Origin of the sequence: Corynebacterium sp. CCM 9204 (assembly GCF_041357695.1) — a bacterium.
GTDB lineage: Bacteria > Actinomycetota > Actinomycetes > Mycobacteriales > Mycobacteriaceae > Corynebacterium.
Map to the genome: position 1 here is coordinate 56,376 of NZ_JAUERX010000006.1, position 25,064 is coordinate 81,439.

At 60.6% G+C, this 25,064-nt stretch carries 26 protein-coding genes; 12 read left to right on the forward strand and 14 right to left on the reverse strand.

The features are described 5' to 3' along the window. The first annotated feature begins 26 nt into the window (after window positions 1–26). The 3 genes from QWU43_RS10945 to QWU43_RS10955 all read left to right on the forward strand — a co-directional run bounded on the left by QWU43_RS10945 (window position 27) and on the right by QWU43_RS10955 (window position 3,345). Entirely contained in the window at window positions 27–1,229 is a 1,203-nt protein-coding gene (locus QWU43_RS10945; RefSeq protein WP_370915582.1) for an amidase, read from the forward strand. Window positions 1,230–1,240: 11 nt separating this feature from the next. Beyond that, window positions 1,241–1,975, forward strand: a complete 735-nt coding sequence (locus QWU43_RS10950; RefSeq protein WP_370915581.1) for a CPBP family intramembrane glutamic endopeptidase — start codon at window positions 1,241–1,243, stop codon at window positions 1,973–1,975. A gap of 485 nt (window positions 1,976–2,460) precedes the next feature. Continuing rightward, window positions 2,461–3,345 carry an LCP family protein gene (locus tag QWU43_RS10955; protein WP_370915400.1) on the forward strand — a complete coding sequence of 295 codons (885 nt, stop codon included), beginning with the start codon at window positions 2,461–2,463 and terminating at the stop codon, window positions 3,343–3,345. Window positions 3,346–3,416: 71 nt separating this feature from the next. On the opposite strand, the gene QWU43_RS10960 is transcribed toward QWU43_RS10955, so the two are convergent. The 4 genes from QWU43_RS10960 to QWU43_RS10975 form a co-directional block, all read right to left on the reverse strand. Then, window positions 3,417–4,334 carry a DUF5926 family protein gene (locus QWU43_RS10960; RefSeq protein ID WP_370917864.1) on the reverse strand — a complete coding sequence of 306 codons (918 nt, stop codon included), beginning with the start codon at window positions 4,332–4,334 and terminating at the stop codon, window positions 3,417–3,419. A gap of 35 nt (window positions 4,335–4,369) precedes the next feature. Then, window positions 4,370–5,113: a glycerophosphodiester phosphodiesterase family protein gene (locus QWU43_RS10965; RefSeq protein ID WP_370915398.1), complete on the reverse strand. Its 744-nt coding sequence runs from the start codon at window positions 5,111–5,113 to the stop codon at window positions 4,370–4,372. Between the two features lie 112 nt (window positions 5,114–5,225). Further along, window positions 5,226–6,188 carry an L-lactate dehydrogenase gene (locus tag QWU43_RS10970; RefSeq protein WP_370915580.1) on the reverse strand — a complete coding sequence of 321 codons (963 nt, stop codon included), beginning with the start codon at window positions 6,186–6,188 and terminating at the stop codon, window positions 5,226–5,228. A gap of 197 nt (window positions 6,189–6,385) precedes the next feature. Continuing rightward, entirely contained in the window at window positions 6,386–6,982 is a 597-nt protein-coding gene (locus tag QWU43_RS10975) for a hypothetical protein (protein WP_370917865.1), read from the reverse strand. A gap of 125 nt (window positions 6,983–7,107) precedes the next feature. Between QWU43_RS10975 and QWU43_RS10980 the strand changes: the two genes are divergently transcribed. Continuing rightward, a complete protein-coding gene (locus QWU43_RS10980; RefSeq protein WP_370917866.1) occupies window positions 7,108–7,770 on the forward strand; it encodes an HAD family hydrolase in 663 nt (220 codons plus the stop codon). A 244-nt stretch (window positions 7,771–8,014) separates the two neighbouring features. After that, complete coding sequence (locus QWU43_RS10985; RefSeq protein ID WP_370917867.1) at window positions 8,015–9,142, forward strand: hypothetical protein; 1,128 nt, start codon at window positions 8,015–8,017, stop codon at window positions 9,140–9,142. Between the two features lie 57 nt (window positions 9,143–9,199). Here QWU43_RS10985 and msrA read toward each other — a convergent pair whose 3' ends face one another. Further along, the gene (msrA, locus tag QWU43_RS10990) at window positions 9,200–9,877 is read right to left on the reverse strand and encodes a peptide-methionine (S)-S-oxide reductase MsrA (protein ID WP_370917868.1); all 678 of its coding nucleotides are present in this window, start codon (window positions 9,875–9,877) and stop codon (window positions 9,200–9,202) included. A gap of 260 nt (window positions 9,878–10,137) precedes the next feature. Here msrA and QWU43_RS10995 point away from each other — a divergent pair, with 260 nt between their 5' ends. Next, window positions 10,138–10,749: a superoxide dismutase gene (locus tag QWU43_RS10995; RefSeq protein ID WP_370917869.1), complete on the forward strand. Its 612-nt coding sequence runs from the start codon at window positions 10,138–10,140 to the stop codon at window positions 10,747–10,749. Window positions 10,750–10,838: 89 nt separating this feature from the next. Here QWU43_RS10995 and QWU43_RS11000 read toward each other — a convergent pair whose 3' ends face one another. Then, complete coding sequence (locus tag QWU43_RS11000; RefSeq protein WP_370917870.1) at window positions 10,839–11,741, reverse strand: LysR family transcriptional regulator; 903 nt, start codon at window positions 11,739–11,741, stop codon at window positions 10,839–10,841. Window positions 11,742–11,827: 86 nt separating this feature from the next. Between QWU43_RS11000 and QWU43_RS11005 the strand changes: the two genes are divergently transcribed. Both QWU43_RS11005 and QWU43_RS11010 read left to right on the forward strand, forming a co-directional pair. Beyond that, entirely contained in the window at window positions 11,828–13,078 is a 1,251-nt protein-coding gene (locus tag QWU43_RS11005) for an MFS transporter (protein WP_370915391.1), read from the forward strand. A 9-nt stretch (window positions 13,079–13,087) separates the two neighbouring features. Next, window positions 13,088–14,533, forward strand: a complete 1,446-nt coding sequence (locus QWU43_RS11010; RefSeq protein WP_370917871.1) for a hypothetical protein — start codon at window positions 13,088–13,090, stop codon at window positions 14,531–14,533. On the opposite strand, the gene QWU43_RS11015 is transcribed toward QWU43_RS11010, so the two are convergent. Continuing rightward, the gene (locus QWU43_RS11015) at window positions 14,446–15,975 is read right to left on the reverse strand and encodes a TM0106 family RecB-like putative nuclease (RefSeq protein ID WP_370917872.1); all 1,530 of its coding nucleotides are present in this window, start codon (window positions 15,973–15,975) and stop codon (window positions 14,446–14,448) included. The genes QWU43_RS11010 and QWU43_RS11015 overlap by 88 nt on opposite strands. 84 nt (window positions 15,976–16,059) lie before the next feature. Between QWU43_RS11015 and QWU43_RS11020 the strand changes: the two genes are divergently transcribed. Together QWU43_RS11020 and QWU43_RS11025 are read left to right on the forward strand one after the other, a co-directional pair. Then, window positions 16,060–16,698, forward strand: coding sequence for a DUF6474 family protein (locus QWU43_RS11020; RefSeq protein ID WP_370917873.1), 639 nt, complete (start codon window positions 16,060–16,062; stop codon window positions 16,696–16,698). 531 nt (window positions 16,699–17,229) lie between these two features. Next, the gene (locus tag QWU43_RS11025) at window positions 17,230–17,568 is read left to right on the forward strand and encodes an Lsr2 family protein (protein ID WP_370915387.1); all 339 of its coding nucleotides are present in this window, start codon (window positions 17,230–17,232) and stop codon (window positions 17,566–17,568) included. A gap of 162 nt (window positions 17,569–17,730) precedes the next feature. Here QWU43_RS11025 and QWU43_RS11030 read toward each other — a convergent pair whose 3' ends face one another. Both QWU43_RS11030 and QWU43_RS11035 read right to left on the reverse strand, forming a co-directional pair. Then, complete coding sequence (locus tag QWU43_RS11030) at window positions 17,731–18,369, reverse strand: LuxR C-terminal-related transcriptional regulator (RefSeq protein ID WP_370915386.1); 639 nt, start codon at window positions 18,367–18,369, stop codon at window positions 17,731–17,733. Window positions 18,370–18,429: 60 nt separating this feature from the next. After that, window positions 18,430–19,719: a sensor histidine kinase gene (locus QWU43_RS11035; RefSeq protein ID WP_370915385.1), complete on the reverse strand. Its 1,290-nt coding sequence runs from the start codon at window positions 19,717–19,719 to the stop codon at window positions 18,430–18,432. On the opposite strand from QWU43_RS11035, the gene QWU43_RS11040 reads away from it, so the two are divergent. Beyond that, window positions 19,718–20,323 (forward strand): DUF2020 domain-containing protein, encoded by a 606-nt coding sequence (locus tag QWU43_RS11040; protein ID WP_370917874.1) that lies wholly within the window; start codon window positions 19,718–19,720, stop codon window positions 20,321–20,323. The genes QWU43_RS11035 and QWU43_RS11040 overlap by 2 nt on opposite strands. Here the strand turns inward: QWU43_RS11040 and QWU43_RS11045 are convergent. Then, on the reverse strand, window positions 20,320–20,472 hold the full coding sequence (locus tag QWU43_RS11045) for a hypothetical protein (protein WP_370915383.1): 153 nt from the start codon (window positions 20,470–20,472) through the stop codon (window positions 20,320–20,322). The genes QWU43_RS11040 and QWU43_RS11045 overlap by 4 nt on opposite strands. A 1-nt stretch (window position 20,473) precedes the next feature. Then, the gene (locus QWU43_RS11050; protein WP_370915382.1) at window positions 20,474–21,307 is read right to left on the reverse strand and encodes a class E sortase; all 834 of its coding nucleotides are present in this window, start codon (window positions 21,305–21,307) and stop codon (window positions 20,474–20,476) included. 138 nt (window positions 21,308–21,445) lie between these two features. Here QWU43_RS11050 and yidC point away from each other — a divergent pair, with 138 nt between their 5' ends. Next, window positions 21,446–22,672 (forward strand): membrane protein insertase YidC, encoded by a 1,227-nt coding sequence (gene yidC / locus QWU43_RS11055; protein WP_370915381.1) that lies wholly within the window; start codon window positions 21,446–21,448, stop codon window positions 22,670–22,672. Here yidC and QWU43_RS11060 read toward each other — a convergent pair. The 3 genes from QWU43_RS11060 to QWU43_RS11070 all read right to left on the reverse strand — a co-directional run bounded on the left by QWU43_RS11060 (window position 22,660) and on the right by QWU43_RS11070 (window position 24,978). Continuing rightward, window positions 22,660–23,217 carry a TetR/AcrR family transcriptional regulator gene (locus tag QWU43_RS11060; RefSeq protein WP_370915579.1) on the reverse strand — a complete coding sequence of 186 codons (558 nt, stop codon included), beginning with the start codon at window positions 23,215–23,217 and terminating at the stop codon, window positions 22,660–22,662. The genes yidC and QWU43_RS11060 overlap by 13 nt on opposite strands. A gap of 329 nt (window positions 23,218–23,546) precedes the next feature. After that, a complete protein-coding gene (locus tag QWU43_RS11065; RefSeq protein WP_370915380.1) occupies window positions 23,547–23,798 on the reverse strand; it encodes a GlsB/YeaQ/YmgE family stress response membrane protein in 252 nt (83 codons plus the stop codon). A gap of 253 nt (window positions 23,799–24,051) precedes the next feature. Then, on the reverse strand, window positions 24,052–24,978 hold the full coding sequence (locus tag QWU43_RS11070) for a universal stress protein (RefSeq protein ID WP_370915379.1): 927 nt from the start codon (window positions 24,976–24,978) through the stop codon (window positions 24,052–24,054). Between the last annotated feature and the right edge of the window lie 86 nt (window positions 24,979–25,064).

Below are 25,064 nucleotides of genomic sequence, written 5' to 3' on the forward strand. Positions count from 1 at the left end.
AGCCCATTGCCGCCCGTGTGGAGCGAATGCGTCTCGGCGCAGCTTCTGCGGTGTCTGACGTATCCACAGCATTGACGGCTCTCGTTGACACCAGCCCCGAGCTGAGTGGTTTCTCCGCGACCGACCCGGAACTCGCGCTGCGTCACGCCCAATTCCTCGACTCGCTTCCCCTATCCCAACGGGGGCGTCTCCACGGTCTCATTCTGCCGATCAAGGATCTCATGCCCGTCGCCGGATTCCCGTGTTCCTACGGTTCCATCACCCGGCGTACCCATCCCACGGAAACCGATCCCCGGGCTGCCCGACTCCTCGCGGAGGGAGTCATCATTCCGGGGAAGACCCAGACTTCCGAGATGGGGATGACCGCATACTGCGAACCAGTGGGTATGTCGGCCGTCGAGAACCCCCTGTGGCCGGGGAGAACCCCCGGCGGCTCATCCGGCGGAGCCGCCGTCGCGGTTGCACGAGGTCTCGTTGATGCCGCCCATGCGTCCGACGGTGGCGGTTCCATCCGGGTACCGGCTGCGGCAACGGGAACGGTGGGCGTGAAACCACCACACAACAGTCAGGGAGGCGTACCCACCGCCCAGGGATTCATTACCCGGACCATCGCTGACGCGGCATTCTTGTTCGGAGCGATCCCCGTGCGCCGACCGTTGCGAGTCGGGGTGCTCGTCGAGCCGTTGCACGGCGACGGACGGGTTTCTCCGACGATGATCTCCACAGTGTGTTCGGTTGCGGATCGACTGTCCGATCTCGGGCACCGGGTGCAGGAGGTTTTCCGTCCCTACGGACACCGTCCATTTGCGGCATTCGCTGACGTTCTCGCCTCCCGATCCGTGCACATCCCCGGTCCGGCGAGTGACATCATCGGATGGTTGCGGAAACGGGGCGGGGCACTGTCCGAGGCGCGGCGCGTAGAAGCCATCCGGGATTTTGACTCGGTGCGGCAGACGATTCTCACCGCGTGGAAGATTGATGTCCTCCTCACCCCGACATTGGCTTTCGACCCTCCGGAAATTGGTCATTTCTCCCGGTTAGAACCACCAGAGGATTTTGCGGAACAAACACGGTGGACACCATGGGCAACATTGTTCAACATGACGGGTGGCGCCGCGGTGAGTGTACCGGTACCCGTGACGGGGCGCCCTCCTGTGGGAATCCATCTGGGTTCTGTGCGGGCGTCCTTCGACGAGTTGCTCGGTGTAGCCTCGGAGATCCATCCGTGACCTCACCTGACATGGTACGGCGGATTCGTACGGAGATCGGTGTCGTTCTGCTGGTGACGTTCGGTATGTCCGGGGTGCGTTCAGCACTCCGGCTCATCGACGCCACGCTGGCCCCGGAACCGTTGAACAGCCAGAAAGTGGCACTCACTACGCCGCAGGCGAACGTTCACTGGTTGGAACCTGCTCTGCAGTTGTGTTCGGCGTCGGTTCTCACCGGTTGGGGCCTACTGGTGTTGTTTCTGCTTTCCACCACCGGAATACGGATACGACCGTTATCTGGTCGCGACTGGTTCCGGGGAGCTGGTCTCGCCGCGATGATCGGCATTCCGGGGCTCATGTTCTACCTGGCCGCGGTGCATCTGGGGTTCAGCCGTCAGGTGGTTCCCACCACGTTGGATTCGGCGTGGTGGGAAATTCCGGTGCTGCTGCTGTGGTCTTTCGCGAACGCGTTCGCAGAGGAAACCGTCGTGGTGTTCTGGTTGGTGACCCGGCTACGCCAGCTCGGCTGGTCCCCACCCGCCGCGATCGGTTCCTCCGCTGTCTTACGCGGGAGTTATCATCTTTACCAGGGCTTTTCCGCAGGCCTGGGTAATATAGTGATGGGCCTCATCTTCGCCTGGTTATTCACCCGCACCCAACGCGTGTGGCCGCTCGTCCTGGCTCACTTTCTCATTGATGCGGTGGCATTCGTCGGATACAGCACACTTGCCGGTCCGTTGGGGTTGAGGGGTCTGTTCGGGGTCTAGTCTCCGCTAGTGTGGTTTCCATGGATTCTCGAGGCCCGTCCCACAATGGTGAACTGCCGGACGACATCGCCCGTGACAGCAGGGGCCGCCCCATTCTTGACCGTTTCGGTAGGCCAGTACGTCGCAGGCCCCGAGGTTCCCGCCCTGCCGGGGGCACCGGGCGGCCCATTCAGCACAATTCATCCCGGGAACCTCGCCCATCCGGGCCAGCTAGGCCGGTTAATCCACCCCCTCGGGAAGCACCCGTCCCGCGTTACACACCCCGGTCACAGGTGCGTCCCTCCGCCCGGCCCGGGAACCCCTCTGTCCGGCCCACGCAATACCGGCCGCAGGATCGTACGCCTCCCACCTACCGACGCGATCCGGTGGTACCGCCCCCGCAGCCCCCTGTTGCTACTCCCCGCCGCAGTGGCGGTGAATGGAATCCAAGCCCCCGGCCCCGATCACGACGTGCTGCACCCCGCCGGGGCTGCGGAGCCGGGTGTATGACACCGTTTCTGCTCATCATCGGGATAGTTCTCACACTGACTGTCGTCATCGGACTGTGGGCCGATGCGAAACTGAACCGCGTTGAAGCGACCCCCACGCAGCAGGTGGCGAATACTGCAGGCACGAACTGGTTACTTGTCGGGTCTGATTCCCGACAAGGGCTCACCCAAAAGGAGATCGACACTCTCGGTACCGGTGGTGACATCGGTGTGGGCCGGACCGACACGATCATGCTGCTGCACTACGGGCGCGGATCGAAACCAACACTGGTGTCCATTCCCCGGGATTCCTACGTCAATGTCCCGGGTTACGGCATGAACAAGATCAACGCGGCGTTCACCTTCGGGGGGCCACAGCTCCTCACGGAAACCGTCGAGCAGGCGACCGGACTTCATGTCGACCACTACGCGGAAATCGGGTTCGGCGGTTTCTCCGGGCTCGTTGACGCTGTCGGAGGCGTGGAGATGTGTGTCAGTGAAGCCATCAACGATCCTCTGGCGAACATCAACCTCCCCGAGGGATGCCAGGAACTGACCGGACCCGAAGCCCTCGGTTACGTCCGTAGCAGGGCCTTCGCCATGGGCGACCTGGACCGCGTGGCGCACCAACGGGAGTTCCTCTCCGCGCTGATGGAGAAGGCCACGAGCCCGACGACCCTGCTCAACCCATTCCGTCTGGCACCGTTGATCAGTCGCGCTAGCGGAACATTCACGGTAGGTACCGGTGACCACATCTGGCACCTGGCGCGCCTCGCACTGGCGATGCGCTCGGGCGTCGTCACTGAAACCGTTCCCGTGGGTGGTTTCCAGGACACCAACGTGGGCAACGTGGTGCTGTGGGACGAGACTGCCGCACAGATGTTGTTCAACTCGATGAGGTGACTCGCAGACGTGAGGGGATCCAGTAGCCATTCCACGCGGTACCGGGTTCCCTCACGAAACCTAGTGCGCCGCTAGCGAATGGTGACTTGCCGGGACTTGATGTTGTCGAGCTGTCTACGCTCGTCCGCGGTCAATTCAGCATCATTGGCCAACTCACGGTTGATCTTCTTGTCCAGGGCCTCCAATGGTGCCACAAACTCACCCGGTGACGTTTCCCGGGGAAGATCGAAGACTGGAACAGCGAGACCGTGCGTTCGGAACACCCCGGCAAATTTGGTGCCCTCACCGAGCGTCAGTTCACCTGCTGCCGCGATACGAGCAAGAGCCGCTATGAGCTTGTCCTCGTTCTCCAGTCTGATCCACCGGACATGCGCCTTCTCACCCGGATCGATCCACCAGACAGTGCCCTCGATATCTGCTGTGATCTCTGCGGACGGTATGATCGCGGCATTCGCCTGCTCGATCCCCTGCTTCAGCCTTGGATCAAGAACAGCGCCCTCAGCGAGCCACCAATCAAAGGTGTCGTAAGAGACGGGCTTCAACGTTGTCGCCGGGTCAATCAACTCCTTCAGGTCCGGCTGACTTCCATCGGCGACGGTGGATTCAAGGGTCTGACCGGGCTCCGCGTCCTTCACCCAGCTCAGCGCGAATGCCAGATCACGGCCGGGATTATGACTGTGCATCTGCACCTGAAGCGCCACGAGACGTTCAACGCCCCCATCAGCGCTCTCACGTGTCACCGCTGCCACGGCCCCGGGAAGCACAGTGCAGAGGACAACCGGCTCGTCGATACCCTCAACCTTCAGTTCAGCGGACGCCGAAGGCACAAACTCCTGCAGCGCAACCAGGTCCGCTTCCATCGCGAGCCCCTCATAAGGCCGGGGATCCCGGTCCAGGGCGGCACGCTCGGCGGCACGGGCGGCGAGCTTCGCCTGGCGACGACTCATACCCTCGGGGAGATTTTCATTCTTCTTCTTCTTTTTGGCCATGCCTCGAAGATACCCGCTGTGCACCCGCTCGGGTGCTACCGGCCAAGAATGCGCAACGCCGAACCGGGCCGATTGGTGGCAAGCCACCGTACACCGTGTTCCGCCGCCCATGCTATGTCCCGGGGGTCATCAACGGTCCACATATATCCGGGGAGCCCACCGTATCTGATTCTGGAGGGATCATCCTTGGCTTGCTCCACGGAGACTCCCCAACCAGATACCCTGCCGCGTGCCTGCACGATCGTATCGAAGAGAGGACACCGTTTCCTGCGCAGGTGGATCCGGGGGATCGCCGGAGCTAATCTCCGCATGCGGAGAATAGACAATGGGGAAAAAGAAATGATGCGGATACGCGGATCATCCAGCAGACCGAAATAGCGGAGCCGGAGCGCAACCTGTTCCTCGAGTTCCCGGCCGAAACGCAACGGGTGCTTCGTCTCGATGAATAACTCACGATCAGGGTAAGCCGAAATAAGTTCTAGAACATCATCCAGCCGAAGCGGAGGCTGAGGATTCACGGAAGTACCGAAGTTCAACCGCCGCAACTCGTCGAGCGTCATAGCCGACACGCGCCCGGACCCGTTGCTGACACGATTGACAATCGGGTCATGAATGCACATGACCGTGCCACACGCACTCAGCCGGACATCACATTCAATGCCGTCAGCTCCAACATCGAGAGCCGATGTGAAGGCCGGGAGCGTCAACTCCGGATAGTTCTCGCAATCACCCCGATGCGCGATGATTCGGGTTATGGCTGTGGACGGTTGAGCAGTCACGATCCCATTATCCCATCCCGGTCCATCCACAGGGAACTGACACAAAAGGCGGTGCAGGCACGCACCCGAATGCGCACCTGCACCGCCGTACAACCGACATCGAAGGAACAGACTATTTGGTGTCCTCGGCCGGGAAGAACTTCTCCTGGATCGCACGCAACGTGTTCGCGGAGTGCTTGAACCGTTCCATCTCGTGTTCGGTGAGCTCCAATTCAACAACTCGCCGGATACCACGGCGGTTCACGACGGCCGGGGTACCGATGTAGATGTTCTCCTCACCATACTCACCGCGCAGCAGTGCTGCTACGGGAACTGCGACATCCTGGTTCTGGAGAACGGCACGGCTGATACGAGCGAGCCCCATACCGATGCCGTAAGACGTCGACCCTTTGGCGTCGATAATCTTGTACGCCATGTCACGGGTGTCCTCGAAGATCTTCTCCAGCTTAGATTCGAGCTCCGGATCCTTTTCCAACTGCTTACGCATGGAAACACCGGCGATCGTTGCCGAAGAGAGGACGGGCAGTTCTGTGTCGCCATGTTCACCGATAATGTAGGAGTGCACGGAAGTCGGGGCGACCTCGTACAGTTCACCGAGCATATACCGGAAACGAGCCGAGTCGAGGACCGTACCGGACCCGATGACCCGGTGTGCAGGGAGACCGGAGTATTTCCACACTGCATACGTGAGAATGTCCACGGGGTTGGATGCGACGAGGAAGATACCGTCAAAGTCATTGGCCATGACGTCATCAACAATGGACTTCATGATCCTCATGTTCTTATCAACCAACTGCAAACGAGTTTCGCCCGGTTTCTGAGCGGCCCCGGCGCAGATGACAACCATAGCGGCATCGGAACAATCCGCGTACGTACCCTTGGTCACCTTCGTGCGGGAAGGCGCCCACACGACACCGTGATTGAGATCCATGACGTTACCCTCAAGCTTCTTCTCATCGATATCGATGATCGCGAGGTGGTCACAGATGCCCTGGTTGATGAGGGCGAACGCGTAAGCGACGCCGACATCTCCGGCGCCGATGAGAACAATCTTGTTTCCGACACTGACCTTCATGGATACCTTCTCCCTGCCGGGCCCAGTGGATCCGGCTACTGGGCGTCGGTTGTCCGACGCACTACGTTCTTCCACCATCCATGATGCCCGTTTATGTTGCTTCATGTGGAAAATGTGAGGAATCTATCGCTGAAAACATGCCGTTGGAGCCACGCCCGCGAGAAAACGCCCGATCGGAATCCCCGAATCCCGAAGAATCAGACGGTGACCAGATCCGGGACATGCCATTTCCACAGCACCCGCACCGTCACCCGTCCGTGGTGTGGAGCGGAAGCAGGAAGACCTGCCCCGCGTAACGCTGCGGTGAGCTCCCGCCCGATCTCCGCCTCATCATCGGCGGCACCAACATAGCTGAGCGTGAGGCGACGTCGATGCAGGAAACTGAGATCCTGCCAGTCATCGCGGCGAACGAGCACAGCACCCCGATGATCGGACGTGATCGCCATGGATTTCCAGTCACTGAAGAGGGCAGACACTATCCCGGATTCGTGAAGTTCAGCGAACGCCGCGAGAAGACGATCCACGTCGGTCTCCTCGTCAGCCCAGCGGCGGGCCGTTCGCTGACAGGTCCCCCATACTCGTCGGGCAAGAGCCTCCGAGACGTTCTCCACGGAGCCACGCGCGTCTCGGCAGTCAAGCCGAGAGTTCAGTAACTGTTCGGCGAGATGATCGGAGGCTTCGTCCAAGCGGGTTATGGACCCATTGATGATGCGTTGACCCATCTCATCGAGAATATCGTCGATCTCACCACTATCGATGAGGTGCTGGGCCTGCTCGGCCGTGTGCTCGTCCACGTCGTTGTTTCCTCCAGATGGCTGTGCTCGGAACCGGTCCCGGACCAGCGGGGCAGTAGCCCCACCGGGCCCTCGCCGCGGGCTACCCTACATGCCGAAACCCGAAAACTGCTAGCCTCCGTGGCGTGGATTACAATGCGATCATCTTCGACCTCGACGGCACTCTGGTCGACCACACCACCGCAGCCCGGACCGCAGCCCGGATCTGGGCACATGAACTGGGTTTCGACGGCGACCAGACCTCCCGATGGTTCGAGATAGAACGCCGGTGGTTTGCTGCCTACGAGCGGGGCGATGTGAGCCATCCTGAACAACGCCGCGGACGGACCCGGGAATTTACCGGGGACGGAACCCTATCCGATTCCTCCTGCGACGAACTCTTCGGCCGTTTTCTCACGCTCTACCGTGAGGCATGGTGCGCATTCCCGGATGCCGCCCCAGCCCTCCACCGCGCACTGGCCACCGGAGCCCGCGTCGGGATACTCACCAACAGTGTCACCGAAATACAGTCCGCAAAGCTCCGGTACACCGGACTCGATCTGCCCGGTGTCCATCTGCTGGCATCCGGCGACCTCGGTGTCGCAAAGCCCCGGCCCGAGTGCTACGCGAAGGCCCTCTCGATACTCGATGTACCGGCGGATCGAGCGGTGATGATCGGAGACAACTACGAGAATGATGTTGCCGCCCCCAGACGAGCTGGTATGTCTGCATTCTGGCTGAACCGCGACGGAGCTCCGGCGATCGACGGCGACCCAGGGGCCACAAGCCTCGACGCAATCCCCTTCTGAACACACCCGGGTGGCAGCACTTCCGGTTTTTCCTCCGTTCACCGGACATTTTAAGGCCCAGTTAGGTATTATCAGAATATCTAACTGGGCCTACCTGCACGTCGAAGTATTCACATACAGAACGACATCATCTGATTCCAAGACCAATCCGACGCTTCGGGAGTCCCCATGCGTACAAACCTGACGCCCACACGATGTTGCTCATCAATTCAATCGACTACACATTTCAACGTATGGAGAAAATATGCCGACTTCCCGAACAGCTCGCAGAAGTGTAACCGCAGCAGCAGTCATCACAGCGTTTTCCCTCGGCTCACTCGCCCCTGTACACGCTGGAGCCACGACCCCGACCGTGTACGACGGTCCATATCAATGGGTCGAGGAATTTGATTCCCCGGAATCACTGAATCGCTGGACCATCTTTGATCAACCGGACTATAAGAACGAAAAACTGGTCCTGACCCCGGATGCGGTCCAGGTCCGAGATGGAATGCTGGAAATAACCACTGCACGACACTGCATATCCGAGCAGGGCGAGGCCTTGACCGAGGACAACATCGTCGAGGATCCCTGCCCCGAGGGAAAAATAACCCGGTACACCTCAGCACGTCTCCAGACCGACTGGATCGCCACCGGTGTATTCACCATGGAAACTCGGGCAAAAATCGTTACCGGCGGCGAAGATGGGCTTCGCAGCGCCATCTGGATGCAGAACAACCACCGGACATGCAGCAGAGGAGACTCCGACAGTCTCTACGGCGAACTAGACCTGGTCGAGCACTACTCGTGGCCCTGGCGCTCAAAGCAGTCAGTGTCCACCGTTCACTTCAGTTGCGATGAGAACGGTACGAAGCGGGCCGGGCGAATTTTCACCGAGGGGAAGGATCTCGCAGACGAATGGCAGACGTGGAAAGTCGAAACCAGTCCCGACGCCCTGAAGTTCTTCGTCAACGGGAAACCTGCCCTGTACGACGATACCCCTCCGTACGACGAGCGGGATCACATCACTTTCGATGATCTGCGTACGACAGACAAGCAGTTCACGAAAATTCTTGATCAATCCTGGAGGATCATCCTCAACCAGTACGTGGAGAACCAGAGCTGGGCCCACCCCGCCAGCGATGCAGATCCCTTCCCGGTTCGGAAGATGTACGTTGACAGAATCACCCTCGAGGGTCGCCCTCTGACCGATGATGAGCTGGGTATCGCACCGGCGCCCCCTGCGTCGGGTTCTTCTTCACAACTTCCGGACTCATCCGGCGGGATACTCGGTGCACTCGTCGGGATATTGACGCTGATCGCTCTCATAGCGTTTCCGATAGCCGGATGGTTGCACACGCGGGCAGCGACGCCGACCATATTCCGTATCTGAGTTCAGCCAGGCCCACCGCCACCCACGGAGCACGGGGGCCGTCGTTAGGGGAACGCCCTATTCCGGCACCCCGCATGCGACTCCGGTGGAATGGTGGGGACAGTATCCGCCGGGATTCTTGTACAGATACTGCTGATGATGGTCCTCGGCACGGTAGTAGTCACCCGCGGGGGTCTCAGCCAAAGGAAGAATCTCGGTGGTTACGGGCCCGTATCCAGCTCCGGAGAGTCTCTCACCGTACTCAGTGACCATCATGCGAATGACAGTTGCATCATCCCGCGAGGTGACGGTGTCTCCGAGGGTATAGAAGGCTGATCGATACTGAGTTCCCACATCATTACCTTGCCGGAACCCCTGGGTGGGATCGTGGGCTTCGAGGGCGGTGGCGACGATCCGCTGCAAGGATATACGGGCAGGGTCAAACACGACTTCGACGACCTCCGCATGCCCGGTGCGCCCGGTACAGACTTCACGGTAGGTGGGGTTCGGAGTGTATCCACCCGCATAGCCCACGGAGGTCGCCTCGACTCCCTCCAATTCCCAGAAGATTTTCTCGGCTCCCCAGAAACACCCGATCCCGATAAGAAGGCTGCGCTGCCCTTCACTCCAGGGACCCGTAATCGGGGTACCGAGGACCGCGTGCGGCTGAGGGTCGTTCAGAACGGGGTGTGTGCCCCCCTTGAGTGCGGTATCTGCGGTGACCATCTCTGGATTACGTCCGATTAACCATCCCATACTGCGTTAGACCCTTTCTCGGCGATATTTCTGTGACCACCAGCTTAGGCCCCGATGACGGGTCACCGCGTTTCCGCATTTTCACCCCCAGTCGGGGGATTGAAACAATAGCAGCAGGCGACAGCCCCGATGGCCCATGTTCGCAGGGGCGTACTTATAACAATTTTGTGATAGACGTGTGACCTTATTCGGCGTTGCCCTATCATGGGGCAACGACGCGGACATGTTCCACGCTCATTCTTTTACGAAAGGTTTTTCACATGACGACTTACTACGAACTCCCCGAACTGGATTACGCGTACGATGCTCTAGAGCCGCACATTGCAGCCGAGATCATGGAGCTACACCACTCCAAGCATCACGCGAACTACGTCAAGGGCGCCAACGCCGCACTGGAGGCACTCGCCAAGGCCCGCGAGAATGGCACCATCGGCGACGAAGTCACCGCACTGTCGAAGAACCTCGCGTTCAACCTCGGTGGACACACCAACCACTCCATATTCTGGAAGAACCTCTCCCCCAATGGTGGCGGCGAGCCCACCGGCGAACTGGCGGAAGCGATCGAACGGGACTTTGGCTCCTTCGAGAAGTTCAAGGAGCACTTCTCCGGTGCTGCTCTCGGACTTCAGGGATCCGGTTGGGCCGTCCTGGGATACGACCACATCGGTGGACGCCTCATCATTGAGCAGCTCACCGACCAGCAGGGCAACATCTCCGCCAACCTGACCCCGCTACTCATGCTGGACATGTGGGAGCACGCCTTCTACCTCCAGTACAAGAACGTCAAGGCTGATTACGTCAAGGCCGTGTGGAACGTCTTCAACTGGGATGATGTCGCTGAGCGTTACGCCGGCGCCGCCCAAAAGAAGTAGCCCGCTCAAGAACGTCAAGAACGCCGCCCACCGTACGGTGGGCGGCGTTCTCATGGACGGACATCCACCGGTCCGACCATCCAGGGCCATCATGGCCCGGTAGCGACGAACTCCCGGAACCGATCCACCGGAGGTGCCGGAGAAGCCGCCGCCCGCCAGACCAGGCCGAGCTCCCGGTGCGTCGGCGGATCCAGTGGTCTGAGGAGCAACCCCGCGGGTGCCAGGTATGGGTCGTCCATGGGTAGCAGCGCCACCCCGAGTCCCGCACTGACCAGACCTGCAACGGTACTGAGTTCCATCGATTCGAACACGACATCTGGTCGGAACCCCGCCCGGGCAGTGAGCTCATCAAGCAGTTGCCGGGTACCGTAGCCTGGGCGCATCCCGATGAAGGGTTCCTCGGCTGCGGCGGACAAAGGTAACGGCCCCGTGCTGGCGGCAAGACGGTGCCCCTCCGGGATGGCGAGTGCGAGCGGCTGGCTGTGGAGACACAGCCAGCCGAGTTCCGCCCCGTCCCCCAGACTCTCCTCGGGGCGGGGGCCGACGAGTGCCAGATCGGTGGCGTCAGACAGCACCCTCTCCACAAGATGCCTGGCAGCACCCTGATGGAGCTCAAAGTGGACACCAGCGTGCTCCGCACGATAGGCACGGAGCAGTCCAGGAACGAGCCAGGTGCCCAGTGAGTGCATGAAATCGATCCGCACAGTGCCGTACTCCGGGTCCATGAGGCGCTCCATGTCCGTTCGCGCGGCGGCGAAGCCCGCGCTGATTCGGCGGGCGTGCCCGAGAAATGCCCGCCCGCGGGTATTGAGTGTCAGGGTGCGCCCGGCGCGGTCGAAGAGATCGGTGCCCAGCTCCCGTTCCAAACGTGCGATCCTCCGGGACAGTGTGGGCTGCGGGATCCCAAGCGTTTCGGCGGTGGCGGTGAGGTGCCCGGAGTCAGCGAGCTTGATGAAGGCGTCCACGTCGTCGAGTCGCGGTGATGGAGGCATCACTCACCCCTTCCATGCGTTTTTTACATCGGTTTCTTACTTTATTGATATTTTACTAATTACGCGGGCCACGGCACGATGATCCCATGAGCACGACACCCCCCACGCCTGCCGCCACCGCCGGAGATCTCCCCGAAGGTCTCCGGCGCGGAGACACCGATTACCGGCGGGCCGTCCTGGCAATGCTCGCCGCCGGTCTCGCATCCTTCAACGCCCTCTACTGCACCCAGGCGATGCTGCCCACCCTCACAACAGAGCTCGGCATCACCCCCACGCAATCCGCCCTGACTGTCTCCGCGACCACCGGGGCACTCGCCCTCGCAATCGTTCCCGCCTCGATCCTCTCCGAGCGTTTCGGACGTGGCCGGGTTCTGTCCATCTCGGTCATGGCCGCCGTCGCGCTCGGCGCGGCACTGCCCTTCGCCCCCAACATCTGGTGGCTCATCATCGGGCGTGGCTTGCAAGGGGCTCTTCTCGCGGGTGTCCCGGCCGTCGCCATGACCTGGCTCTCCGAGGAACTCCACCCGGACCATCTCGCTCGCGCCATGGGGGTCTACGTCGCCGGGACATCACTAGGTGGGCTCATCGGCCGCATCGTGCCCGCCGGGGTTCTCGAATTCGCCTCCTGGCGCTGGGCGCTCGGTGCCGACGCCATCGTCGCGGCACTGTTCGTTCTCGTGATCCTCAAGATGCTGCCCACGCAACGACGTTTCGTCCGCAAGGAACTTCATGTCCGTAGCGAGTTCGCGGCGATGCTCGGACACTGGCGCAATCCCCGGCTCGCGGCACTCTTCATCACCGCATTCCTTGCGATGGGCGTATTCGTCTCCTTCTACAACTACCTGGGTTTCCGCATGATCGAACGCTTCGGCCTGTCCGAGGCGCTGGTTGGTGCACTGTTCGTCCTGTATCTCTCCGGAACCTGGTCCTCCGCACGCGCAGGCGCATGGGCGACACGCTTCGGTCCTGGCAAGGTTCTCGTAGCCATGGTGCTCATCTCCTTCGTCGGTATCGGTCTCGCGGCATCCGGCAATCTGGCGGTGACGGTCTTGGGGGTCCTGCTGTTCACCTCAGCCTTCTTCGCGGTGCACTCCACCTCCTCCGGGTGGATCGGGCGCCTCGCCACGACCGACCGTGCCGAAGCATCCAGCATGTACCTCTTCTGTTACTACCTGGGATCTTCCCTCGTGGGCTGGTTCTCCGGCATCATCCTCATCCGTTACTCCTGGACCGGCCTCATCATCTGGCTGCTCGCCATCCTCGCGGTGCAGCTACTCATCGCGGTGATCCTCACCTGGGACCGGCTTCGCCGCCGCGCGGCCCGGATCAGGGGTTAACCTGGCGGCATGGCCGCACCGCATACACACAAACCAGATCATGCGGCTGCATGGTCACGCCGCCAGTGGATGCTGCGCGCCAACACTCCGGTGGCCTGTTGGCTCATTATTCTCCCCCTCACCGTCGGCGCTGCAGCCGCCGGACACATGAATTCCTGGATCCCCGTCCATATTCTCGGCATCGGGGTGATCACGACTTCGATCATGGTCTGGTCCCAGTATTTCACCGCGCGTTTCACCGGCCACCGGCCTACCCGCGCACATCAGGTCAGGCAGCTCTACCGGATCTGGACGGTCACCGTCGGGACCGTGCTGATTCTCGGTGGACAGCTCCCAGACACCCCATCGACGTACGTCAGTGTCATGGGTGCAACCCTGACCACTGCCGGGATGGTCCTCCACGGGATTTCCCTGGGAAAACAGTATCTCGAATCAGACAAAACACGTAGGTTCCGCCCGATTGTCGCGGTCTACGTCTTGGCCACCATCTGTCTTCTCGGCGGCATCACGGCAGGGATTCTGCTGACCATCGGAGTGCCCGGAGCTTGGCCCAACCGACTCCGCTCCGCACACCTCATCCTCAACCTTCCGGGGTTCGTCGGGTTGACCGCCTTCGGTTCCCTCACATTGATGTTCCCCGCCGTCTGGCGGACCCGAGGCCGTCCGGACCACACCAGTGCAGCCGCGACAGCACTGGTCTGTGGTGTCAGCGTCGCGGTCAGCGGAACGCTCTGCGGAACCCCCGGTGTCCTCGGCACAGGACTCCTGATCTATGCCGCAGGATGGATCATCGCGGCGGTTCCCTGGATGGGCAACGTCCGTGATGTACTGACGGACCCCCGGGACCGACTCACCTTCGCGGCGGTCGCGGTGGTCGCGGCACCGGCGTGGCTCATCATCGGGATACTCAGGGCGGCCGTGGAGGTCTTTCTCGGATCAACCGTCGCCTTCACACTCCCGGTGCTGCCATTACTGATCGGGTTCGGCGCGCAGCTCCTCATCGGTGTGCTGAGTTTCCTCGTCCCGTCAATCATCGGAGGGGGGCCTGCAGCCGTCCGTCGCGGAATGGGAGTTCTGGATTCCCTGGGGCTGCTGCGTGCCACGCTTTTAAACGGTTCTCTCGCGTTGCGGCAGTTTGAGAGTGCTACATCCATCGGACCGGCCCCGGCTCTCCTCATAGCGCTGAGCCTCGGTGCTTTCCTTCCGCTCACCGCTACCGCAGTTGTCCTGCAGCGACAGAGGTTGCAGCGAGCACACGATCCCGGGACCCCGGCGACCGCCACCGGACGCCATAATCCGGCGTACGGTCAGATCGTCACGGGTCTGGTCATCCTCGGCATTCTCATCATCGTGGCCTTGTCCCGTTCTCAGGGCATCAGTGGCGGGACCCCCGGCGCACCGGACGCCAGCCACGCCCGCACCACAGACGTTGCCCTGCAATCGTCACCGTTGTAGCTCAGCAACCGACGGCGGGCCGCCTCCACTTCACCGGGACGGGCACCCGTGTGCCCACCAGCGACACGGTACGTATCGACGCTCGCTTCTCCGTCCAGATCCGACTCCGACCAGGTGAACCCCGCCTGTGGCGCCACTATCTTCAGGCCGAGGCCACGTGGGCCGATCAATTGAGAACGGACGGCCGCGAACACGTCGATCCACTCCGGGGAAGAAATGAACTCCTCGATCTCAGCCTCCGACGGGACGGTGCATCCGTCCGGGCTCACATGCCCCCGGAATCTCCGCGCACTGCTGGACAACCAGTGATTCTCACCGTGACGTGCATAGCAGAATGCGGCGAAACTGCGTCCCCGGGCACGGGCGTCGTCCCGTACCGTCCGGAGCCAGGACCAGAACCGGGCGAAGTTTTCCGCCTCGGTTGCGGTGCCCAGCCCACCCCATATCGCGAAGGGACGGTATTCACGGCCGTCGAAAGCGCCCCACAGATAGGCTCCTTGATCAAGATACGCCTCCACATCGACGTCAATCTCCACGTCAAAACGTTGCGCCGTCACCTGCGGAACTTTCCGTAGCACCGGGATCCCGGCACGCCACGCCTTAGCCAACGCGGAGGCCTCCCCCAGATCCGCATCGATCAGGTCGGCCACAGTGTCGATACCTTGCCTGCGGTACGGCTCCGAACGATCTCCCGGGAACACGAGGGAGATGTCATCTGCCGCCGTCAACCTCTGGCCGCAATCGAACCAGAAGCGACACTCACCGCACTCTTTCAACCGGCGGGGGCCATCGGGCAACGAGGCTTCGAGGGCCTTAGACAACGCTGACTGGTAGTGCCTGGTATCCACCAGGAACGCCAGTTCCCGGTCCTGACCGATGGAACCACCGCGCTCACTATCCAATCCGAACTCCGCCAACGCACGGGCCGCAAGACCCAATCGGTATCCGTCGACCGCATGGTGCCGAAGCCGGTACTCCCCGAAGGATGAGGCACCCAGTCCGAGACGTCTCGTGGCGATCAACTCCTGCCGACACCCAACCGCAGGCCGGGCAATCCTGTGGTTGGACACGATCACCGGCAAATAACGTCCGTCATTCGCCCTGACGAGGACATCAGGTGTCGATCGCCAACGCCGACCGTCTGAAGAACCGGTGAAAACAGCACCCGTGATGATCGTGGTCTGCGCGGCAAGAGCCTCAAGCGTCGCGAGCTCCGCGTCTTCGCCCTCGTCCTCGATGTGCACGCGGCTGAATTTCGATGAATCCCACTCCTCCGGCGCCAAGGGGAGCAGTGCACGGACGCGAGACTTCCCCGCCTCGGCACGCTCAATCCGTCGCTGCACAGCCTCCGTCGGCGCCTGATCTGCGTGACGGTGACGTTGTACGATCCGGTACCGACATCCGACGAGGTCCGACGGCTGCAATTCAATGTCCAGCTCCACAATGACAATCAGCTTAACCCCACCTGCGGGTAAGCTGGAAAAGGAACGACAACGACAACATTAATTGGAGATCAGACAGACACCATGGGCATTTTCGAGGCGATCCGCAAGAGCCGGGCAAAGACTAAAGCAGAGATCAAAGCCGCGCAGGCGCGCGCCAAGTCCGAGGTGAAGCAGACCGCCAAACTGAACCACCGGCGATCCAAGCTCTTGGCTAAACAGGAGAAGTCACTGCTGAAGGCTGAACGGAAAGGCCTGAAGGCCAAGCGGCAGCACGAGCGCAGAATGGCCAAGAACAAGCTGGCACAAGTCCGCCAGGGGCGTTTCAACACCCAGAGTGTGCGCCGCTACACCGCAGCCACCCGGCTCCTCGTGCCACTGGCACTTCCTCTCGTCTACCGGGGAGTGACACTCGGAAGGCAGTATCTGGAGAAGCGTCGGGCCAGCCGCTACGGTGTCACCGCCGATCAGCTCGCCCGTTACTCCGGGCACGGCGCCCCGTTGAAGGCGCGTATCGACGGTATCCTCGAAAACCTCGAGTCTGCACCCGTGTCCGCAGGTTTCCGGATCGACGCGAAGGACCGGTTGGAGGAGCTCCGTAGTGCAGTGGAGAACGCCGAGTATCTGTCCCCACAACAGCGGCGCCGCAGCCACAATACGGTGTCCCGGGAACTCGACAACCTCGGAGCGCAGATCCAGGAACGGATACAGAGCCGGAGCTGAGCGCATCCGTCGTCCATTACGAGGCTCACATTGCCCGCCCGCCCCGCCCCGACTGCGGAACGGGCGGCTTTTTCAAGCTCTTTGGAACAGCCACAACACACGGCCACCTGATTCAATTACCGTCACATGTTTCATAGATCCGATTTCACAGAAAAAATCGTGGAACGGTGAATAATTCTTTCATGATCTAATAACTATCAACTACAACTCAATGAAGCAGATAGTGTTTACCCCAAAGGCACGAAAGCCCCGAAGCACAGTCGGCCACATTGCACAATTGGAAAATATTGTATAATCTTTACTTCAAGCAGTGAGTAAAGGTAAGTAGCTGCACGTAAGACTGCACAGTTCTTTTGATACGGAAGTGTCCTTATTTCCTCGAATCAGCGCTGACCGAATCAAGGCCAGGAAGCTGCGCAGTTACGAGCAGTGCGGCTGTCCGCAGGGCGCATTACAGTAACTCACTTGAATAAAATATCTCACTATATGTGAACTGACCAGCAAAGACAGAACGATGAAGGAGCTTACTCAATGGCAAGACGCGAAATCACCCAGTACTTCGATGACCTGGACAAAACCCCCCTTAGCGAGGACGAGCTGCACGTGGTGCACTTTTCCCTCGACGGCACGGAGTACTCCGTCGACCTGAACGAGGAACATGCCAACGAGCTTCGCGGCTCTCTGCAGCGGTACATCGAGGTGGGTCGTAAGATCACTGGCGGAACTCGCCAGCGTCGCCGTAGCAGTGGTGGCGGTTCACGCGGCCGCACCAAGGAAATCCGCCAGTGGGCCCGTGACAATGGCTTTGAGGTCGCTGACCGTGGCAAGATCCCGGACAATATCGTTGAGTCGTTCAACGCCGCAAACTGAGATTTCTTCCCGCAGAACGAAGAGCCATTAGAACCACAACCGTGTTCAATGGCTCTTCTTTCACTGTCCCACCCTTCGACATCCTCCGAAGTACCAGGATACTCATGGGGAATGGGTGTGCCCCTGACTATCGGTAATGATAATCAGGGACACACCCATCTTTTAGAGAACTCCCTGTTCGCGTGCCGCCGCCACCGCAGAAGTACGGGAACGTACCCCTAATTTGTCGTAGATGTGCACCAGGTGGGATTTGACGGTAGCTTCCGAGAGGAAAAGAACTTTACCGATCTCCCGGTTCGACGAACCAGCCGCAACGAGTTTGAGTACCTCGAGTTCCCGCGGCGTGAGTGATGTCCGCGGGGTCCGAACACGCGTCATGAGCCGGTTTGCAACTACCGGGGACAATGCGGAATCACCTTCCGCTGCGGAGCGAACAGCCGCCAAAAGTTCCGAAGGCGGAGCATCCTTCAGTAGGTATCCGACAGCACCCGCTTCTATGGCCCCCATAATCTCGGCGTCGGTATCGTAGTTTGTCACGACCAGAACATTCGGCGGACTGGTCATGGTGCGCTTGATTTCAGCGGTGGCGTCAGCGCCGGTGGATACCAACGTCCCCTCCGCACCCGCCCCAAACCGCAGGTCCATCAGGATCACATCAAGACCACCCGCCTGCGCCGCCGCGATAGCAGCTTCCGCGGTCGCAACCTCTCCAACCACCTCTATATCCTCGGCTTCTTCCAGAACAGCACGAAGCCCGAGCCGGACAATCTCATGGTCATCAGCGAGCAGGACTCTGATCATGGTCAACTAATGTCTCTTCCCTTGTTGTTCACCGGTTACGCACGATAATCCGACAGTCGCCTACTGCGTGTTGTACTCAGGTTCATCTCCGGAATCCTCGACCTGGGTAAGTGCCCTGGACCGGTGGGCTGAGGTGGAAGGATCATCCTCCACGGGAATCGCGATGGAAATCGCAGTTCCCTGCCCCGGCGCGGATTCAACAGTCAGCGTACCGTGTTGCTCTGCAGCACGTTGCCGCATCGCATCCAAGCCGATGTGTCCCAGTCCCCTGGGCCGTTCCCCGACTGCCTCGGGGTCGAAACCTCGCCCGTCATCAACCACATCAAGTCGTACCTCATCCGTGTCATAGGTCAATGTGACATGACAGCGCTGAGCATCCGCATGTTTCGCGACATTTCCCACCGCCCCCTGGGCAATGCGAAGCAAGGAGGCTTCCGTACGCATCGGTAACTGCCGCTCGTCGCCTTCCACCGCAATCGTCACCTCGGTACCAATGATCCCACTGGCAACCCGGTGCAACGCCCCTTCGAGAGAGGTCCGGGACAAAGCCGCAGGCTGCAGCGCAGCTATCATCGCACGCGCTTCTCCCAGATTATCCGCAGCCGTCGTCCGCGCCTGATCGATGCGCTTCAGAACTGTCTCAGCAGCATCATCACTGATCCCCGTCTTCTTCAGCTCCTGTTCAGCCACATAGAGCAGCATTTGGATACTGGACAGCCCCTGTGCCAGGGTGTCATGAATCTCATGCGCGATACGCTGCCGTTCTGCGGCCATCCCGGCGGCACGTTCCGTCTCCGCGAGCTGGGAACGCGTCTCCAGCAGCTCCGCGATGAGTTTCTCACGTTCCGCCGACACCTTCCACAACGTCTTGAAAGCATAGTCGATTCCGATGGACACCAACGCTGCCACCGTCGGACCGAGAATCGCCCCCGCGGTCAGGTGCGGCCATTGGGAGAACACCGATACCGCCGTAGCTCCGATGACCGCGATCACACCCCGAATATCATCGAGTACCTGCAGATAGAGGAAGTACAAGGGGAATACCAGGTAGATCGACGTCGGCTGCATAGGAATGAGCAGCACCCACAACAACGTCAGAGCCAGCAACCACACCTGCGCCAACGCACCCGACATACTGTCCCGCAGGCGTGATCCGAGGATGTACACACCGGCAAAACCCACACACAACGCCAACGTGAGTAATAACTGCCTCACCTCAGACTTCACGGCGGCGAAGGCCACCACCACCAGTAACGCACCGGTGAGGATATGGATGCCCTGGCGGATACTTCTCTCCCCGGGAGCATTCGAGGTGCGGTCGGCGGCTGCGGTCCCTACGCTAAGTCCCATGCGCCGTACCTTACTTGCACTGTCCAGCCTGCTGTTACCACTCACTCTCGCCGGATGCGGAGAGACCACCGGGAAACCTGTCCCGGCACCTGAGAAACCAGCCCCGGAATCGACCCACACCCCGGCGGCAGCACCCGATCAGCCCGAACCTCCCGCAGCCGCAGAGTCGTTGCTCCCCTTCGATGCTTTACCCATCGTTTCGGGAGGACGCGAATCATGGACTGACTGTCCCTACCTGGACACTCAGTGGATCGCGGAAACCAATGGCCAACGTGTCACAGGCGTCGGCACAGACGAACGCTTCAACCCACCGGCCTGCGTCTACTGGTCTTACCCTGAAGAACCCCAACTCACCGTCATTGTCCGTCACATGGACACCATCGCGGACGCCACCGCTGTCGTCGACTGGGCTGCACCAGTTGCCTCAACCGACCCCGCCGAAGAACCCGCAGGATGGTCGGGAGGACGATTCGGCGGGAACGGACACTCCGTCTACGCGGTACAGAAGGGAAAAACCGCGGTAGTTGTCTTCTCCAACCAGGAGCAGTCCATCAAACCCCAGATAGTCGCCGAGGAGGTGATCAACCGACTGGATCTGGGCTAAACCGAGACATCGTTGTAGGGCATCAAGGTGGACACCCACGGATAGACGACCTCCATCAGCAGGAAGAACACCGCGATCAGGAGAACCAGGGAGAGCACAATCTTCACCGGCCGGGGACCGGGAAGAAGACGCCAGATCAATCCATACATGTCAGCTCTCCTTCAGCTCAACCGGACGGTAGCCGTCCTGCTTCAGATCCGTCCGTACGAGCATTGCGTGCACGATCATCCGTTGCGCATTGGAAAACCTCGGATGACAGGTCGTCATCGTCATCAGTCCCTCCATCCCCGGATCCGCCACCAGTTCAGGCTGCCCCGGTATCGGATCAATCACCGAAACATCACCGGGGACGGTAATCAGGCGCCCGTCGACACCCGCGTAATCACCGACAGCCACCCGTTCAACCTGTCCGGGAGTGAGACATTCCGCCGCCTCCGTCCGACGCTGGCCTGCATCAACCACGCCAATCGGGAGAATCCGATAGATGTCCCATGAATCCCGGGTCTCAACCACAACAGAATCACAGGTTCGGAGATTACCCAGATCATTGAATGGTGCCCCCTTACCCACACGGTGCCCGGCTACCGCGAAGTTTCCCGGTTGGCCCGGCATCTGGGTGTCCGGATAACGACCTGGGCCAGCCAACAGGTCGGCATCCCCCGTTCCCTCGACGATGGCGAAGTGGAAATCGGGACCGAACGAAGGAATGTACATGCGGGCAAACGCCTCGCCCAACACCGGGTCTCGCCGAGCCCGTGGATTCTCCCGCTGAATGTCCGAGGAATCATCGGGGGCATCCGCCCACCGTTGGTCCAGGATAGCCGCCACCCGATCCTGCTCACGGCTCGCAGCCAAATTCGTCCAGTAGGACTCGTAGAAAGCAAACAGCAGGAGAAGAGCACCGGCCGTCAGCAGTAACTCGCCGAAGAGCTGGATGACACTAAACCCATCCTGCTGCTGTGGTTCCGGTGCGCGATGCCTCATGAGCACTCATCATAGCGCCCGGACTCGCTTTCACCGTGCCGCACGGATTTTCGCAGCAGCCCGCTACGATCGTTGATGGCACTCCGGTCAAAAACCCGGAGGCTTCCCCCTGACAGTGCGAGGAAAAGACGACACCGAATGCTCGACTTCCTGATCTACCCGGTCTCCGGCGTGATGAAGCTGTGGCACATCACGCTCCACTCCCTGCTCGGTCTCGACGATTCCGTCGCCTGGCTGCTCTCACTCTTCGGGCTGATAGTCACCGTACGGCTCATCATCCTGCCCTTCGCCTGGACCCAGTACCGATCCAACAGGATCTTCATCAACCTCCGCCCCAAGCTGCGTGCCCTCACCGAAGAATACGAACTCCGCACCGATGCTGACGCCGACGATGAACTCACCGCCCGCCGCAAGGAGTTATACAAGGAACACCGCTACTCGCCAGCGGGCGGCTGCGTACCGGCGCTGATCCAGATCCCCGTGTTCATCGGCCTTTACCAGGTACTCCTACGAATGGCACGGCCCTCCGACGGAATTGATTCAGCCCGACACCAGCCCATCGGTTTCCTCACCTCCAACGATGTCGAGGCGTTCCTCCACGGCCGGATCCACGGTGTCCCGATGCCCGCGTACCCCGCGATGTCCACGGAACAACTCACAGCTCTCGACACAAACCGGGAGGTGGTATTCCATTTCGTGCTGCCATTCCTCATCGCGGCCGCGGTTTTCACCACAATCAACATGCTGGTGTCGATTTACCGCTCACACATCACACTGGACCACGGAAGTACCGCGGCCCGCCGTATCCAGCAGTTCATGATCATCATCGCGGTGTTGGTCCCACTCTTTCCCCTGGGATTCGGACTCACCGGCCCCGCGCCCGCGGCCATCGCCCTCTACTGGTTCGCGGGCAACCTCTGGACCATGAGCCAGACCATCATCCTCAACCTCATCCTCGACCGAAAGTACCCACTCACCGAGGAATTCAAGGAATTCCGCGATGAAACGAAACACCGCGTTCGGGGAGAACTCCGCGAGGAACGAACTCTCCGCCGGGGCATCCGACGCCGACGCACGCTGATGATCATCCAACCGCACCGCATCAGGAAACTCCACCGTGAGAACGTCGAAATCCTGACGCGCAGAAAAGCCGAAATCGAGGCCCGGACCTCAGAAAAACGAGACGCGAAGGAAAAGCGGCGCGCAGCGGTCCGCGAACGCAACCGCCAGCAAACACGTCAACGCCGGGAACAGAAGGCCCAGAAGAAAAACGGACTCGGCAAGGAAACCTCAGACCAGACCCCGGACCCCACCGGCCCAATCGGAGAACCCACGGACACGGACCAACGCGGTCAGATGGAATAGTCCGCCGGGGGGACCATCAACAACTGCTTCGCCAGTTCACGTGCCGTCCGGAGCGGTTCGACACTCCGGTTCAAGCGTGCCCCGGCAAGGCCCCCGTCCAGGAAAATCAACAGTTGATTGGCCTGCATAGTTCCTGGGTAGCCGTTGCGCTCCGTCAGCAGATCCACCATCGTCTGTAGCGTCCACCTGCGGTGTTCCTGCACCGCCGACACGATTCCCCATTCGCTCTCGGTCTCGGGGCGCGGATACTCGTTCGCGGCATTCTGGAAATGCGAACCCCGGAAATCCTGCCCCGGTTCATCATCAATCGCCTGATCGAAAAAGGCGAGAATCTTGTCAACCGGATCACTCATATCATGGGTTCGCCGTACCCAGTCCGCCCTGGATTTTTCGTCCAGATCCTGCAGGTAAGCGATAACGAGTGCATCCTTGGAACCGAACAGGGAATACAGTGATGCCTTCGCTACATCAGCCTCACGCAGGATGCGATCGATGCCGATCACCCGGATACCCTCGGTGGTGAACAGATTTGTCGCACTAGCCAGGAGACGTTCACGAGGGCTCGGACGGTTGCGCCGACGGGTACCCCGACCCTTCGCGGTAGACCGACCGGTTGGTTTGTCGGGCTTAGTTGTAGCGGCGGCGATGACACCCACATCCTTCCTGCACTTGTCAGCGATGTCCTACCTCTCCGCCCGGCTGCAGAGACGCAGATGGAGGAACCCGACGCATGTGTCACGTCGGTTCAGACGTTTCCCCTCAACAATACCCCGACCACCGCGACCCGGGAGATCAACTCACCGGACAAACAGAAGGCCCCGCGCCCGGAAACCGGGTGCGCGGGGCCTTCGTGTGGGCTCTCAAGCCCTGAAATCTACTTACGGACCGCCTGGAGAATCGACAGCAGAATCACCGCACCGACGAGGCAGGTAAAGAAGCTGAAGATCCAGCCGCCACCATCAATCCCGAAGAGGCCGAGCAGCGCGCCACCGATAAGACCACCGACGACACCGACAACGATATTGAGGAAGAGACCCTGCTGGGCATCAGTTCCCTTGATCTTGGAAGCGATCCAGCCAGCGAGGCCACCGATGATGATCCAGCCGAGGAAAGAAAGACCGGGCATGATAAATCTCCTTGAGTTTTTGGTTTGCGGCAACGATTCCGGCGTCCGGCACCCGTCTGAAGTACCTGTACCAGGAAAGCCGCCATTATGAACACCACCGAATATATGTGTTCATCCGAGTGCAGTAAACTTGAGAGCACCATTGCTGTCAAAGTGTTTTTCTACTGCAACCTTAGCGTTACCCTTCCCCCACGGCCACCGTGACCACACAACAGCCACGACAACCTGAGGGAAATCCTTGCGGTGCCTGAACTCAGTCCTCCGCACGCCCTCGGACGACCATCATCGGACAGGGCGCCGATTGCAGCAGCGCCCGGGAAGTGGATCCCAGCAGCATCCCCTTGAAACCACCGCGTCCGTGGGAACCGACGACCAGGAGCTGCGCCCCCTGCGCCGCATCAGAGAGAGCCCGGACAGGACGATCCCGGGTCACGATCTTCTTCACCCTGACATCCGGATATTCCTCCGCGAAACCAGCGAGGCGTTGGGCGAGCAAAACCTCCTGTTCCTCCGCAATAGTCGTCCACTGCTCCTGTGCGGCTGACAGTCCCGCTATGGACGCCTGCACCTGCATGTCCATCCACGTGTGCACAGCAACGAGTTCCGCATCCCGCGCCGAGGCTTCCGCAAAAGCGTACTCAATGGCTTTCTGGGACGTCCCGGAACCGTCGACCCCCACGACAATCGGCCCGTACCGGGTTTCATCCTGCACCCCGGAATCTTCGCGAACAACGACAACAGGGCAGTTGGCGTGGCTGACCACAGCCGCAGACACCGACCCCATAACCATTCCGCTCAATCCGCCGAGTCCACGGGATCCCATCACGATCATCGTCACGGACGCCGACATCTCCAGAAGCATATCGATGGGGCTTCCTTCCGCGACCACGTGACCAATCTTCAGGTCGGGAACAAGCTCATGCGCGATGGCCCGCGCCGCATCGACCTTCTCCATCGTCTCGGACTGCAGCTCGTCAAAAACGGACTGCGGCGGCACCATACCCTCGGCGTAGAGGAACTGGGGCATCGTGTAACTCGCGGCGAGTCGCAGGGGAACACCCCTTTTGGCTGCGGTGTTCGCCGCCCACCGGACCGCCACTTTTGAAGCCTCTGAACCGTCGACGGCTACGACGACGATGTTCTCCCGGGTCCTCTTCTCTCCATTGGTGTACTGGGCCATCTCACTCACGACCTTTCCCGCCGGACTCTGTCCGGCATCTTTCCGGCACCCACACCGGGTACCTACCCCCATCCTACCCACTTCAA